Genomic DNA, 13,310 nt, shown 5'->3' on the forward strand with positions numbered 1-13,310 from the left:
TAATTGCGCAGCATACCCTTTAACCTAATCATCAAGTTCTTACTTCCCAGGAATCCGAATCGTCACCGACGTCCCGATTCCAAGGCGACTAAATATCGACACCCCATACGAGTCGCCAAACAGCAGCTTAATCCGGTTATCCACGTTGCGGACGCCGTAGCCCGACAACGTATCCTCGCTTTGCGGCAGATCGCCGCTAGGCATCTTCATGCCCATGCCGTCATCGATAACCTTCAGGATGATGTCTTGTCCCTCGCGGTAAGCCCTGATGATGATATTGATGCCGCACTCATGATCCCAGATCGCATGATTGATGCAATTTTCCACGAAGGGCTGAAGGGTCAGCTTAAGAATCATGCAAGGCAAGACGGATTCCTCGATATCGTAGTGAACACGGAGCAGATTGGCGAACCGAACCTGCTGGATCGATACGTAATAACGGGTCAGCTGAATCTCCTCGTGGATGGACAGCGTGTTTTTTCCTTTGTTTAGAGAGATTCGGTAAAACTTGGCCAAATCGGTTACCATCTTGTTCATTCGCGGATCGTCGTTGCGAATGGCAAGCGAGGAGATCGAAGCAAGCGAATTGTACAGGAAATGCGGATTGATCTGGGCTTGCAGCACGTTAAGCTCCGCCTCCCGCTTGTCGATTTCCTTCATGTAGACGTCGGAGATGAGCGAGCTTAGACGCTGGCTCATTTTTCGCAGCGCATTGCCGATTTGACCGATCTCGTCCCGTCCAAGCGGCCGGATGTCGATAAGCTCGAAGTCCTCCCGTTCGATACGGCGGATCATGCCAACAAGCTTCTCCATCCGCTTGGTGAACAGCCGCGCGGTGACGTAGATCAGGATAGCCATTAGGCCAAGGCTGACCAGCGCGTAAGTCAGTATTCTTTTTGCCGTCAGATGAGCTTTGGACAAAAAGCTGCTGTAGGGAATAAGCGAAACGCTCTTCCAGCCGTATTTGGTCGTGTTGTAGACGACCAGCACCTTCTCCCCTTTATAAGTGCTGTCGAACCGTCCGCTATTCTCCGACGGGAACGGTTCAGGCAGGTCGATGGGCAGGTTCAGAAGGCTTTTGTCCTTGGCGGACATCACGATGCCTTCTTCATTAATAATGAGCACCGTCTTATCGCTTGCTTCCTTCTCCATCAGCCGGAAAATATCGGATTCCAGAATATTGATGGTTAATACGCCGTACGGATTGTTCATGCTGCTGATGTTGAGCAGCCGCGTCAGCGTGAACATCGGAGGCTTATCAGGCTCCGGAGGGGAAGTGACGAACCTTACGTCCCCAAAGCTGCCGCTAAGCGATTTGTAAGCAAGCGAGCTCCGGAATCTCTGGTCCATGGACTTGATGTACATGCCGTCCGTGGGAAGCGTCTCATTGTTAATATAGATGCTCATCGATTCGATGTCCGGATTCGTCGTCAGCATGTTGACGAACGAATTGTTGATGTATTTGTAAGCGTCAACGAACAGCGACGGATCCTTTGAATAATCGTTGGTCAGATAGGCGCGCATATTGGAGTCCAGATACAGCGTTGCGGACAGCTTCGTGTACGTGTCCAGCTTGTTCTCCAGGTTGGAATTGATTTGCGCGACCGTAGAGTTCGTATTGGCGATCATCTGCGAAGAAAGCTCGCTGCGAATCGTCTCGTACGAATATTGAACGAAAAAAAGCAGGGGGAGAATGCCCCCAAGCAAAAACATGACGAACAGCTTCTCGCGAAGCCGCCAATTATAAAACGGATTAATCAGCCATCCGGCCAGCTTCCTCATGATTTAAGACCACTCCAGCCTAAAGTTGCAATTTGCGGTATTCGTTGGGCGTGCTGCCTTTGTGCTTTTGGAATACCGAGCAGAAATAAGAGACATTCTCGTAGCTGACCCGGTGGGCGATGTCGCGTACCTTCAGCGACCGGTCCTTCAGCAGCTCCGCCGCATGATTCATGCGGATTCGGGTCAAGTAATCCAGGATCGTCTCGCCCGTCTTCTCTTTAAAGATGGTCCGCACGTAATTCGGGGACAAATAGACCTCCTTGGCGATATCCTCCACCGTAAGGGGCAGATGATAACGCTCGGCAATCAGCTTCATAATCTGTTCCGCAACCGACTGATGGCGGTCAAGGTCGCGCTCGGCTGCGGCTTTCAGCAGCTCTCTGCAAAAACGGAGCGCGTAAGCGTGATAATGGGCGATTGACGGGAGCGACGACAGCTCCTTCCAATGATCGGCGAGCAGCTGATCGCGAAGCGGCCCTACCATTAGAGAAGCGAAATGCTGCTCCAGTGCGGACAGCAGCTGAATAACCGCCCGGACGGCATAGTTCCGCTCGATTCGTTCCTGACGCATGCCGGAGAACCAGTCGTCCAGCAATTGGCCTGCGCGTTCGCTATCGCCGGCTTGCACGGCCGCAATAAGCGAAGCCGAGGTCGCTTCGACCGAGATATCGGTCTGCTTCACGTTTTCGTCGGTGCCGCTGCTGCGGATCACGGAGCCGGCCTGCCGGTACAGCTTCTCTTCATTGCAGCGCTGCGACTCCTCGAACGCTTCTTTTAACAGATGAAATCCTCTGTAAGGACCCGACAGGCCGATGGTCGCAAACGCCTCACCCTCCGAAGTTGCGGCCAGCAGCTCTTCCCGAAGCAGCTCCCAATAAGCCGTCTCCCACTGCTGGGGTTTTCCTTGAAAGAGGACAAACAGCGTGCTTGGTCCGGTCTCCAGTACAATGGCGGCATCCAACCTCCGCCTTAGCAAAGCGCGGGCCGCTTCCGCCGCATCCGCGGTCAGAATGGATGAAGAGGATGGCTGCGCCGGTTCTCCGTCTAATCCGCCGGACGGAAACGCGGGAGGCTCGACCGTCATGTAAGCGGCTCCAAAAGCCTGGTGCGCCACAAAGCCGGAAGCTCCGTTCTCCCATTGCCGGATCCATTCCATCCGGCGTTCCGGGGAAGGCTCGCGGACGATGCGCAGCAGCAGCCGCTCCAGCTGCCAGCCGCCTCCCTCGCTCGCCAGCTGCTCCTCTTCGAACTTCTTTTTCACCTTTGCCAAGAGCAGAAGCAGCTCCTCCATATCGATCGGCTTCAGCAAGTAGCCGGCTGCTTCGATATTAAGAGCGGACTTGATATATTGGAATTCGTTATGTCCGCTTAAATAAATGATTTTGACGCTTTTGTCGATTTGCTTCGCGCGCCTTCCGAATTCCAGCCCGTCCATAATGGGCATGCGCACATCCGTTACGATGATATCCGGTTTAAGCTCGGTTAGCTTCGCCAGCGCTTCTTTCCCGTTGCGTGCTGTCCCAACGACCTGAATGCCGGCCTGCTCCCAAGGAACGTAATGCTCCATGGTCTCCAGCTCAATCGCTTCATCGTCAACCAGAAGTACTGTATACATGTCGGCACCGCCTTTTTCTCAATAGAAATAAAACCTCATGCTGTACGATGATTCTAGTTTAACGGGTATGCCGTTATTCAACAATGGAGCTGGCGGAAGTGTGTGGGTTTCGAGCATGAATCGGTAGATCTTAATATAGAACGGCCGATTAGCCCGGCTATAATTAAGTCCATAAAGCGATGCAAACGGAAACTATATTCGCGGGAGGGCAACACGATGAACATGCAAACGAAAGCGCATCCACAAAGCAACGGAGCGCTTGCCGTCAAGAGAAACAAAGGCGGGCTGCTGGCGAGGCTCAAGGAACAGCGGCTGCTTTACGTACTGATGCTGCCCGCCATTATCCTGACTCTGATGTTCTCCTATGTGCCGATGTTCGGGTTGTATATGGCCTTCATTAATTATCAACCGGGCGGGGGAACGTTCTTCAAGCAATTTTTCACGACAGAGTTTGTAGGCTGGCAATGGTTTGATTACTTCTTCACCAACGGCGATTTCGTACGGATTATGCGCAACACGCTGGCGCAAAGCTTCCTGTCGCTGCTGTTCGGATTCCCGATGCCGATCATTCTGGCGCTTATGATCAATGAGCTGCGAAACGGCTGGTTCAAACGGACGTTCCAGACCGTCTCCTACATGCCGCATTTTATTTCCTGGGTTATCGCGGCGAACATTATTATTACGATGCTCTCGTCTGGCGGGGTCGTCAACAACATCCTGACCGGGCTTCATATCGTAAACGAGCCTATCCAATTTATGCAGAAGGGCCATCTGTTCTGGTGGATTATCGCCTTCGGGAATGCCTGGAAGGACATGGGCTTTAACGCCATTATGTATCTGGCCGCAATATCGGCGATTAACCCCGAACTGTATGAGGTGGCGAAGGTCGACGGCGCAAGCCGGCTGAAGCAAATGCTTCATATAACCTTGCCTTCCATTCGCCCGACGATTATCATTCTCGCGATTCTCGCGATTGGCGGTATTTTGAACGCCGGCTTTGACCAGCAATACCTGCTCCAGAACAATACGGTAATGGAATACTCGGAAGTTATTGATACCTACACTTACAAGTACGGTCTGCAAAACGGGATGTTCTCTTACGGGGCAGCCGTCGGATTGTTCAAATCGTTTGTGGCTTTCGTCCTTGTCATCAGCGTGAATCAGATGGCCAAAAGAATGGAACAGCAGTCGCTGTTCTAGAACAATAACGCAAAGAGGAGAACACGCTATGGTGAAAGACAAAAAAGATTTTCTGTTTATGGCTGCCGTTTACGCCTTTATCGTTGCGATATTCGTTATCACGTTTTATCCTTTCTGGAATATTTTCATTATTTCGTTAAACAGTGCGGAGGATACTCTACGAGGCCATTTGTATCTGTGGCCGAGAGAGTTCAGTCTCAAGAGTTACGAGCAGATACTCGGCGACAGCGAGATCTGGACAGCCATTCGGGTTACGCTGCTCCGGACCGTTATCGGCACGCCGCTCGCGGTTCTCACGATCAGCATGCTGGCTTTTGCGCTCAGCAAGAAGGAGCTTGTTGCGAACCGCTTCTGGACGCTGTACTTCGTCTTTACGATGTATTTCGGCGGCGGACTGATTCCGTACTACATGGTTCTCAAAAGCTATCATCTGATCGACAACTTTATGGTGTTTATCGTGCCGGGCTTAATGAACGTGTTCTATATGATCATCGTCCGGACGTTTATGCAGGGGCTGCCGCAGGAGCTGGATGAGTCGGCAAAGATGGACGGAGCGAATTATCTCCAGATTTTCTTCCGCATCATTTTGCCGCTGACAACGCCGGTTCTCGCAACGATTGGTTTGTTCACGGCGATCAGCCATTGGAATTCCTGGTTTGACTCGTACGTGTTTACGTATAAACCGGATTTGAAGACGCTGCAGGCCGTGCTAGTCAAAATCCTCAACCAGTATCAGACGGGTTCCATGGTTGGAGACGCGCAGGCGATGGCGAATTCGGCGAAACGCATGCAGGTATCGCCGGACACGATCCGGATGGCGGCAACCATGGTTGCAACGCTTCCTATTATCATGGTGTATCCGTTCCTGCAAAAATATTTTGTTAAAGGCATGACCCTGGGCGCGGTTAAAAGCTAATCCGCCCGGCTTAGCCGGATCAGATTACATGCGAGGAGGTGTGTCACGGCCGGGGATGCCCTGGCAGCTTGCCAATGCTATTATAAGTCCAAGATCAATCATAGGGGGATTACAGTATGAACTCGAAAAAATGGATGCTGTCTTTGCTTACGGCCGTTATGTCGGTTTCCTTGATTTCCGCTTGTTCTTCGAATTCATCGGAAAAACCAAGCAATAGCTCGAACACGGGATCCGCGAATACCGGCACCAATGACAGCGCGACAAAGGATCCAAGCACGGACCCGATTACGATTACCTTCTTTGATAAAAATACAGGCGACAAGTTTGACAACGCGATTGCCAAAGAGATTACGAAGCGTACCGGCGTAACGATTGAGATTCAGCAGCCGACGGGCAACCCGACGGAAAAGCTGAACCTGATGCTGGCGAGCGACGATTTGCCCGACATGATCATGTTCGACCGCTCCAGTGACCTGGTAGCGAAATATACGGAAGCGGGCTCGATTATCCCGCTGGACGATCTGATTGAGAAATACGGTCCGGATGTCAAAGAAATGTACGGCGACGTACTGAACAAAACGCGCTACAAAGACGGCAAGAACTACTACCTGTCCAACTGGTACGGTCTTGAGCATGAGCCGGTGTTTGGCTTCAACATGCGCAAGGACATCGTGAAGGAGCTTGCTCCGGATAAAGCGGATGGCGGAGTGCCGTTTACGCAAAGCGAGTTCAAACAGCTTCTGACCGACTTCAAAGCGAAATATCCGCAAATCGACGGCAAGGATACCATCGCTCTGACGATGGACGGCGAGAACTGGGGCGGAACGCTTGGCACGTTCAAAGGGATGTTCGGCCTGATGCCTTATTACGAGCATGACGGCAAGCTGCAATACGACGTGAAGGATCCGAAGTACAAGGATATGATTCTGTACATGAACGATCTGTACCGTTCCGGTCTTATGGATAAGGAATGGGCGATCAACAAACGTCAAGTGTGGGAGCAAAAAATCGCGACGGGCACGATTTTCTCCTCGACAGGCGCTTATTGGGATCTTGGCAACTCCAACACCATCCTCAAAAAGGATAAAGGCGAAGACTCGCAGCTGTTCGCGTACAAAGTGGTCGCGGACGGCGTAGATCCTTCGAAAACGACTTACGGCGGCCGCAGCTCGCTTGGCTGGGATGCGATTGCGATCACGAAGAAGAACAAAAATCCGGAACGCACGATGCAATTCATTAACTTCCTCGCAAGCGAAGAAGGCCAATACCTGCTCATGTGGGGGATCGAAGGCGTGCATTGGGATATGAAGGACGGCAAGCACGTACCGCGTCCGGAAACGCTGCAAGCGTTCAAAGACGACTGGGCTGCTTACACGAAAGAAACGGGTATCCGCAAGTGGACTTGGTTCATCAAGAACGGCCCGGGCAAAGACGGCACGCCTTATGACCTTCCAGGTCGTTACGAGCGCGCTCCGGTTGACCAAATGGCAATCAAGAATCTTTCCGACAGCGTATTCGATACCGCGATTTATGACGGCATAAGCCCGCAAGGCGGCACGCCGGAGGCTTTGTCCGAGCAAAAAATCAGCGATATCACGAAGCAGGCGATCACGAAAGCGATTATGGCGCCTACGGCGGAAGAAGCAAGCACGATTTTCGACAAAATGCTGTCGGATATGAAAGCTGCCGGCGACGAAAAAGTCGAGGCGGTATACACAACGAATTACGAAGCCCGCAAACAACTGTGGAATTAATTGGGATCATGTCATTTAATAGACAGTAGAAGGGAAGGCCAGCTGTGCTGGCCTTTTTCCTTCCATAGTCATTAGTAGGTTATAACTCTATGGAAGAAGGGGAGCGAGAAAATGATGACGACGGAGATGGGGCAATTCAAGCTGGAGCAGGCTTCGGGAACGTTTGCGGCGGATAACGGGCTGCTGAAGGTTACGGCAAATACGGAAGACGGCACGCTTGCGCTTGCCTGGAAGAGCGGCCAGACGATGACGGGCTTTTACGCGGAAGCGCGTGTTGGCGGTGCCGTTGTCCGTTCTTCCTGGTACGCTGGACATGCGGTTCAGGAAAGCTCGGTGCAAGAGGTGGAGGATCGCTTTGGCAAAGGGATTCGATTCAGCTTTGAGCATACCCAGCCGGGCAGGCCGTCGTTAAAGCAGCATATCCGACTGTATCAGGGATTGCCTTACGCTTTGATAGAGCTTGAGGCGTCAGACTCGCAGGAATGGGAAACCAATGAGTTGACGCCTCTTGCCTCCTATCTGAACGACAACGGCGTACTCGATTTCGGCGACGGTTCAAAGGAAGAGATCCGCTCGCTGTTTATTCCGTTCGATAACGACAAATGGGTGCGATTTGGCTCGCACGCCAATCCGTCCAGCGTCCGCAGCTATGAGGTGACGGCCGTCTACCGCGCCGAATCGCGCCGCGGCTTCGTTATCGGCTCGGTTACCCATGATACATGGAAAACGGCCATTGACGTGGAAGGAACCTTCTCGGAGGCCATCGGGCGCCTGCGGGTCATCTCCGGCGTCGCGGATCTGCAGACCCGCGATACGGCTCCGCATGGCTCGCTCCGCGGCACCTCCATCGTCTCGCCGAAGATACTTGTAGGCGCTTACGAGGATTACCGCGAAGGCATGGAAGCCTACGGAAAGGCCAATGCGGTCATTCAGCCCGCGCTTTCCTGGAGCGGGGGCGTTCCGATGGGCTGGAACAGCTGGTCGGCCGTTATGACGAAGCTGGACTACGACGTATATACGCATACTTCCGATTTCTTCGCGAAGGAGCTGCAGCAAAACGGGTTCGCCGATCAGGAAGGCAGCCTGTACGTCAACTTCGACGCCTTCTCGGATAATCTGAAGGAGGGCGAGCTTGAGGATGCGGTGCGCCGAGTGAAGGCTAACGGCCAGAAGCCGGGAACGTATTACACGCCGTTTGCGTTCTGGGGCAGCAACCCCGATACGCCCGTGGAAGGGACAAACGGTAAGGTTCTGTACCGGGAAATTTTGCTAAAGGACGAAGCTGGCAATCCGCTGCCGAAGCTGGACGGGGCCTTCCCGATTGATCCTTCGCATCCTGAAGCGATCGCGCGCATAATGCGCAAGCTTAATCAAATTGCGGCCGCCGGCTTTGAATATTTGAAAATGGACTTCCTGGCGCATGGCGCAATGGAAGGCATCCATCACGATCCTTCCATCCGAACGGGCATCCAGGCGTACAATTACGGCATGGCGGCTATTGCGGAAGCGTTAAGCCCGGAGAAGCTTGGCCGGCCGTTCCTGATCAACCTGTCCATCGCTCCGCTATTCCCGCATGGTTACGCGCATAGCAGACGCGTATCCTGCGATGCCTTCGGCCTGATCGGCGATACGGAATATATGCTTAACGCGCTGACGTACGGCTGGTGGATCAGCGACAATCTGTACCGCTTTAACGATCCTGACCATATCGTCCTGTTCAAGAGCGATAATCAGCGGGCGACGACGGAGCATGAAGGCCGCAGCCGCCTGAACTCCGGCGTGATTTCCGGTACTTCTCTGCTGCTTGGCGATGATTACCGGATGGAGGGAGCGGCGGAACGCGCGAAAGCCTGGATGACCAACCGGGAAGTTATGGCGCTGGCAAGGCGCGGCGAGTCCTTCCGTCCCGCCGAGGGCCGAAGCGGCATGGGAGGCGAGGATCTGTTCTCGCTAGCCGGCAATGGCGGTACATGGGTGGCCGTCTTCAATTTTGACGGGGAGAACGGGAAGTCGAAGGCAATCGACCTGTCCCGCGTCGGCATCGACGGCGCGAAGGGCTTGACGGTCCGCGATCTGTGGAGCGGGGAGTCGTGCAGCCTGAAGCCGGGCGCCTGCGAGCATGTGGTTGAGCTTGAGCCAGCAGAGTCGAAGCTGCTGTTCTATATTTAATAGAAGAAGCGGTGCAGGAGATATCCTGCACCGCTTTATTTCGCGCTAATCCGTATCTCAGCTCTATCACAGCCTCTCTCCCGGAAAATAGAACCCCCCGATTACAGCGGCGAGTGCTGAAATCGGGGGGTTCTTCATCCGTGGATGATATCTATTCCTGAATTATAGATGAAATAGGTTTGTGCTTAACCCCTAGCAAGGACAAATAAACAGGCAGCCGTGCTTCCTCCTGAATAATCTGTAGAATAACGGGAAGGGAGGGATACTCATGAGCAAAGTGAGCAAAGTTTCTAAAGCACAAGTAAAGAAGCTGATCGGCAAACCCATTTATGCGGTTCGCAAAGACGGAGCTATCGTTACGGGTAAGCTTGTGGAACTGCGGCAAAACAAGCTCGTATTAGCACCTCTGAAAAAAGAAAAGGGGAAAGTCGTTCGGACGAAAGCGATTTTGCCGCTTGTACTGTTTGATCTGCTGGCAATCGGTACGCTTGGATTCTGGGGCGGCGGCGGATGCGGATGCGGCAACGCTGGCTGCGGCGGTTGCAGTGGCGGCGGCTACGGCGGCGGATACGGTGGCGGATACGGTGGTGGCTACGGCGGCGGTTATGGCAGCGGCTACGGCGGCGGTCCGTACGGTGGCGGCGGATTCTATTAATAGGATGGATAAGATGAGGAAGCAAGCGGCTTAATCATCTCATAACAGCGGAGCTCCGGATAATACTGGATGGCCTGATAGCCGAGGCGGGCGTACAGATTCTTGGCCCCGGCATTAATGTCGTCCACGAAAAGTCTGGAGGCTCTGCAGTTTTGGGTTAAGCCGTAGGCTTCGGCGGCAAGCAGCAGCTTCCGGCCCCATTGCCGGTTGCGGTGATCCGGATGGACAACAAGCATATCCAGATACAGAAGCTCCCCCGTGACTTCGAAACGGATAAAGCCGTAAGGCTTGCTAGTTTTTCCTTCTGCGGCTACATAGGTAACACCCCGGCGAAAGCGCACGGGAAGATCCCGGATCGTCTGCGCATCAAGAGGATGCGCCGTATGCGACATCGGAATAAGCTCGGCTTGTATGAGACGGAATATTTCCTTATCGTCCGTTTTGGGGTTGCGTGCTCGTATCATCAGCGATCCCTTCCTGACCGAATGAAATTTCAAAAATTAGGCTATGTTATTGTATGAACGGATGGTCAAATATGCCTCACACAATTTTTCAAATTGTTAGGCACTTTAGCTTGACGAACAGATGTGCAAGGCATATAATAAAGAAAATCTTATCCAAGCATATGTTATCGGCAATGATGAGGACGAAGTGTTAAGGGCTCTTTTGCTCAGAGAGCGGATGGATCAGCTGCAACCATCGCCAAAACCCCTTTTCTACGAGCTCACCTCGGAGCTGTTTTCCTGAAAAGCAACACTGTCAATGTTGGTTATTAGGGAAAATCGCAAGACACGCGTTATTGTGTCAAAGGTATGGGCGTTTTGTGCGCACACGTTCATTACCTATGGAGGTTATGCATCGCAAGATGTATAACGAATTTGGGTGGTACCACGGAAGATATAACCTTTCGTCCCTCAGGCTTCTCTACATGAAGCTCGAGGAACGAAAGGTTTTTTTGTTGTTTTCGAGAGGAGGATGACTAATGGTCACGCAAAGTGCAACGCTGAAGTCAAAAGAAGAAATTATGGAACGGATGAGAAAGCCGGAAGTAATTTCCGGTTCCGAAATATTACTCCGCAGTTTGGTGCTGGAAGGCGTCGATTGCGTGTTTGGTTATCCGGGCGGTGCCGTATTGTACATCTACGATGCGATGCACGGGTTCTCCGATTTCAACCACGTACTCACTAGACATGAGCAAGGAGCGATTCACGCGGCGGACGGCTATGCTCGCGCAAGCGGCAATGTTGGCGTATGTATCGCAACATCCGGTCCTGGCGCAACCAACCTCGTAACGGGGATTGCTACGGCCTATATGGACTCTGTACCGCTCGTTGTTATTACGGGCAATGTTATTTCGTCCCTGATCGGAACGGATGCCTTCCAAGAAGCGGACATTACGGGCATTACGATGCCAATCACGAAACACAGCTACATGGTCCGCGATGTCGAGGATCTTCCTCGCATCATCCATGAAGCCTTCCATATCGCAAATACCGGCCGCAAAGGTCCGGTACTCATCGATATTCCGAAGGACGTATCCGCGGCAAAAACGCTGTTCAAGCCCGTAACGGAAGTGAACATCCGCGGTTACAACCCAACGATGTCGCCAAACAAGCTGCAAGTGGACAAATTGATCAAAGCGATCGAAGCGTCCGAGCGTCCGCTTATTCTTGCCGGCGGCGGGGTTGTATACTCCGGAGCGCATGAAGAGCTGCTGGAATTCGTAACGAAAACCGAAATACCGATCACCACGACATTGCTTGGTCTCGGGGGCTTCCCAAGCGGCAACGATCTGTGGCTCGGCATGCCGGGTATGCACGGGACGTATACGGCGAACAAATCGATTCAGGCTGCGGATCTTCTTATTAATATCGGAGCTCGCTTCGACGACCGCGTGACGGGCAAACTGGCAGGCTTCGCGCCGCATGCGAAGATCGTTCACATCGATATCGATCCTGCCGAAATCGGCAAGAACGTTCCGACCGATATTCCAATCGTAGGCGACGTGAAAACGGTTCTGCAGCAGGTTAATCAGCTTGCGAAGCGGGCGGATAAGGCAGATGCCTGGCGCCAGCAGATTCAAGAATCGAAAGCGCAATATCCGTTCAGCTACAAGGATTCGGATGTTGAACTGAAGCCGCAATGGGTTGTGGAAATGATCCACGACACAACAAACGGCGATGCTATCGTAACTACGGACGTAGGCCAGCATCAAATGTGGGCCGCGCAATACTATAAATTCAACAAACCACGCTCCTGGGTAACCTCCGGCGGTCTCGGCACAATGGGCTTCGGCTTCCCGTCCGCGATTGGCGCCCAAATGGCGAATCCGGATCGTACCGTTGTATCGATCAACGGTGACGGCGGCATGCAAATGTGCGCGCAAGAGCTTGCGATTTGCGCGATCAACAACATTCCGGTTAAGGTTGTTATCCTGAACAACCAGGTGCTCGGCATGGTTCGTCAATGGCAGGAACTGATTCACGAGAACCGCTTCAGCCATATCGATCTGGCAGGCAGCCCTGACTTCGTGAAGCTTGCAGAAGCTTACGGCGTGAAAGGCTTCCGCGCTTCGAACAAAGAAGAGGCGAAAGCTGTATGGGAAGAGGCGCTTCGCCATCCGGGCCCTGCAGTTGTCGAGTTTGTTGTTCGCAGAGACGAGAATGTATACCCGATGGTAGCGCAGGGTAGCACGATCGATCAGATGATCATGGGGGATGCAGAATGAAAAAGCACACGATCGCAGTCATTGTCAACGATCAGCCCGGCGTTCTGCAGCGCGTATCCGGCTTGTTCGGACGCCGCGGCTTCAATATTGAGAGCATTACCGTAGGTGCCAGCGAAGAGCAGGGCTTGTCCCGCATGGTTATCGTCACAACTGGCGATGACCATACGCTCGAGCAAATTACGAAACAGCTGTACAAGCTGATCGATGTCATCAAAGTTATTGACCTGAGCTCCAATCCGATGGTTTCCCGCGAGCTTGCGCTGATCAAGGTAAGCGCGGAGCCTTCGTCCCGTCCGGAAATTCTGGGCGTGGTAGACACCTTCCGCGCAGCGGTAGTGGATATCGGCACTCATTCGCTTATCGTACAGGTTATTGGCGATACGGAAAAAATCGATGCCATGGTAGAACTGCTGAAGCCTTATGGCATCCGTGAGCTTTCCCGTACTGGCGTAACAGCGCTTAACCGCGGTAACGTACGTTAATAAATTAGG

At 52.9% G+C, this 13,310-nt stretch carries 10 protein-coding genes; 7 read left to right on the forward strand and 3 right to left on the reverse strand.

Annotated elements, in window-relative coordinates; all coding sequences use genetic code 11:
- Nucleotides 1–39: 39 nt before the first annotated feature.
- A complete protein-coding gene (locus tag FHT67_RS00745; protein WP_132303128.1) occupies nucleotides 40–1,782 on the reverse strand; it encodes a sensor histidine kinase in 1,743 nt (580 codons plus the stop codon).
- Nucleotides 1,783–1,801: 19 nt separating this feature from the next.
- On the reverse strand, nucleotides 1,802–3,397 hold the full coding sequence (locus tag FHT67_RS00750; RefSeq protein WP_132303129.1) for a response regulator transcription factor: 1,596 nt from the start codon (nucleotides 3,395–3,397) through the stop codon (nucleotides 1,802–1,804).
- 216 nt (nucleotides 3,398–3,613) lie between these two features.
- On the opposite strand from FHT67_RS00750, the gene FHT67_RS00755 reads away from it, so the two are divergent.
- From FHT67_RS00755 to FHT67_RS00775, 5 genes are all read left to right on the forward strand, one after another.
- The gene (locus tag FHT67_RS00755; RefSeq protein WP_167194803.1) at nucleotides 3,614–4,597 is read left to right on the forward strand and encodes an ABC transporter permease; all 984 of its coding nucleotides are present in this window, start codon (nucleotides 3,614–3,616) and stop codon (nucleotides 4,595–4,597) included.
- A gap of 28 nt (nucleotides 4,598–4,625) precedes the next feature.
- Nucleotides 4,626–5,513, forward strand: coding sequence for a carbohydrate ABC transporter permease (locus FHT67_RS00760; RefSeq protein WP_132303131.1), 888 nt, complete (start codon nucleotides 4,626–4,628; stop codon nucleotides 5,511–5,513).
- A gap of 116 nt (nucleotides 5,514–5,629) precedes the next feature.
- The gene (locus FHT67_RS00765; protein WP_132303132.1) at nucleotides 5,630–7,267 is read left to right on the forward strand and encodes an ABC transporter substrate-binding protein; all 1,638 of its coding nucleotides are present in this window, start codon (nucleotides 5,630–5,632) and stop codon (nucleotides 7,265–7,267) included.
- 111 nt (nucleotides 7,268–7,378) lie between these two features.
- On the forward strand, nucleotides 7,379–9,436 hold the full coding sequence (locus tag FHT67_RS00770; RefSeq protein ID WP_167194806.1) for an alpha-galactosidase: 2,058 nt from the start codon (nucleotides 7,379–7,381) through the stop codon (nucleotides 9,434–9,436).
- Between the two features lie 268 nt (nucleotides 9,437–9,704).
- On the forward strand, nucleotides 9,705–10,091 hold the full coding sequence (locus tag FHT67_RS00775) for a hypothetical protein (protein WP_132303134.1): 387 nt from the start codon (nucleotides 9,705–9,707) through the stop codon (nucleotides 10,089–10,091).
- Here the strand turns inward: FHT67_RS00775 and FHT67_RS00780 are convergent.
- Nucleotides 10,088–10,555 carry a GNAT family N-acetyltransferase gene (locus tag FHT67_RS00780; RefSeq protein WP_167194810.1) on the reverse strand — a complete coding sequence of 156 codons (468 nt, stop codon included), beginning with the start codon at nucleotides 10,553–10,555 and terminating at the stop codon, nucleotides 10,088–10,090. The two genes, FHT67_RS00775 and FHT67_RS00780, sit on opposite strands and share 4 nt — an antisense overlap.
- Nucleotides 10,556–11,073: 518 nt before the next feature.
- Here FHT67_RS00780 and ilvB point away from each other — a divergent pair.
- Both ilvB and ilvN read left to right on the forward strand, forming a co-directional pair.
- Nucleotides 11,074–12,819: a biosynthetic-type acetolactate synthase large subunit gene (ilvB, locus tag FHT67_RS00785; RefSeq protein ID WP_167194813.1), complete on the forward strand. Its 1,746-nt coding sequence runs from the start codon at nucleotides 11,074–11,076 to the stop codon at nucleotides 12,817–12,819.
- The gene (ilvN, locus tag FHT67_RS00790) at nucleotides 12,816–13,301 is read left to right on the forward strand and encodes an acetolactate synthase small subunit (RefSeq protein WP_132303137.1); all 486 of its coding nucleotides are present in this window, start codon (nucleotides 12,816–12,818) and stop codon (nucleotides 13,299–13,301) included. Before ilvB ends, ilvN begins: the two co-directional genes overlap by 4 nt.
- The last annotated feature ends 9 nt before the right edge of the window (nucleotides 13,302–13,310 follow it).

Source organism: Paenibacillus sp. BK720, assembly GCF_011761545.1.
Classification (GTDB): domain Bacteria; phylum Bacillota; class Bacilli; order Paenibacillales; family Paenibacillaceae; genus Pristimantibacillus.

Excerpts from the sequence above, each read along its gene's own strand:
- FHT67_RS00770 (WP_167194806.1), top strand. The coding sequence starts at position 7,379 with ATGATGACGACGGAGATGGGGCAATTCAAGCTGGAGCAGGCTTCGGGA.
- FHT67_RS00765 (WP_132303132.1), top strand. The coding sequence starts at position 5,630 with ATGAACTCGAAAAAATGGATGCTGTCTTTGCTTACGGCCGTTATGTCG.
- FHT67_RS00745 (WP_132303128.1), bottom strand. The coding sequence starts at position 1,782 with ATGAGGAAGCTGGCCGGATGGCTGATTAATCCGTTTTATAATTGGCGG.
- FHT67_RS00775 (WP_132303134.1), top strand. The coding sequence starts at position 9,705 with ATGAGCAAAGTGAGCAAAGTTTCTAAAGCACAAGTAAAGAAGCTGATC.
- FHT67_RS00755 (WP_167194803.1), top strand. The coding sequence starts at position 3,614 with ATGAACATGCAAACGAAAGCGCATCCACAAAGCAACGGAGCGCTTGCC.
- FHT67_RS00780 (WP_167194810.1), bottom strand. The coding sequence starts at position 10,555 with ATGATACGAGCACGCAACCCCAAAACGGACGATAAGGAAATATTCCGT.
- FHT67_RS00750 (WP_132303129.1), bottom strand. The coding sequence starts at position 3,397 with ATGTATACAGTACTTCTGGTTGACGATGAAGCGATTGAGCTGGAGACC.
- ilvN (WP_132303137.1), top strand. The coding sequence starts at position 12,816 with ATGAAAAAGCACACGATCGCAGTCATTGTCAACGATCAGCCCGGCGTT.
- ilvB (WP_167194813.1), top strand. The coding sequence starts at position 11,074 with ATGGTCACGCAAAGTGCAACGCTGAAGTCAAAAGAAGAAATTATGGAA.
- FHT67_RS00760 (WP_132303131.1), top strand. The coding sequence starts at position 4,626 with ATGGTGAAAGACAAAAAAGATTTTCTGTTTATGGCTGCCGTTTACGCC.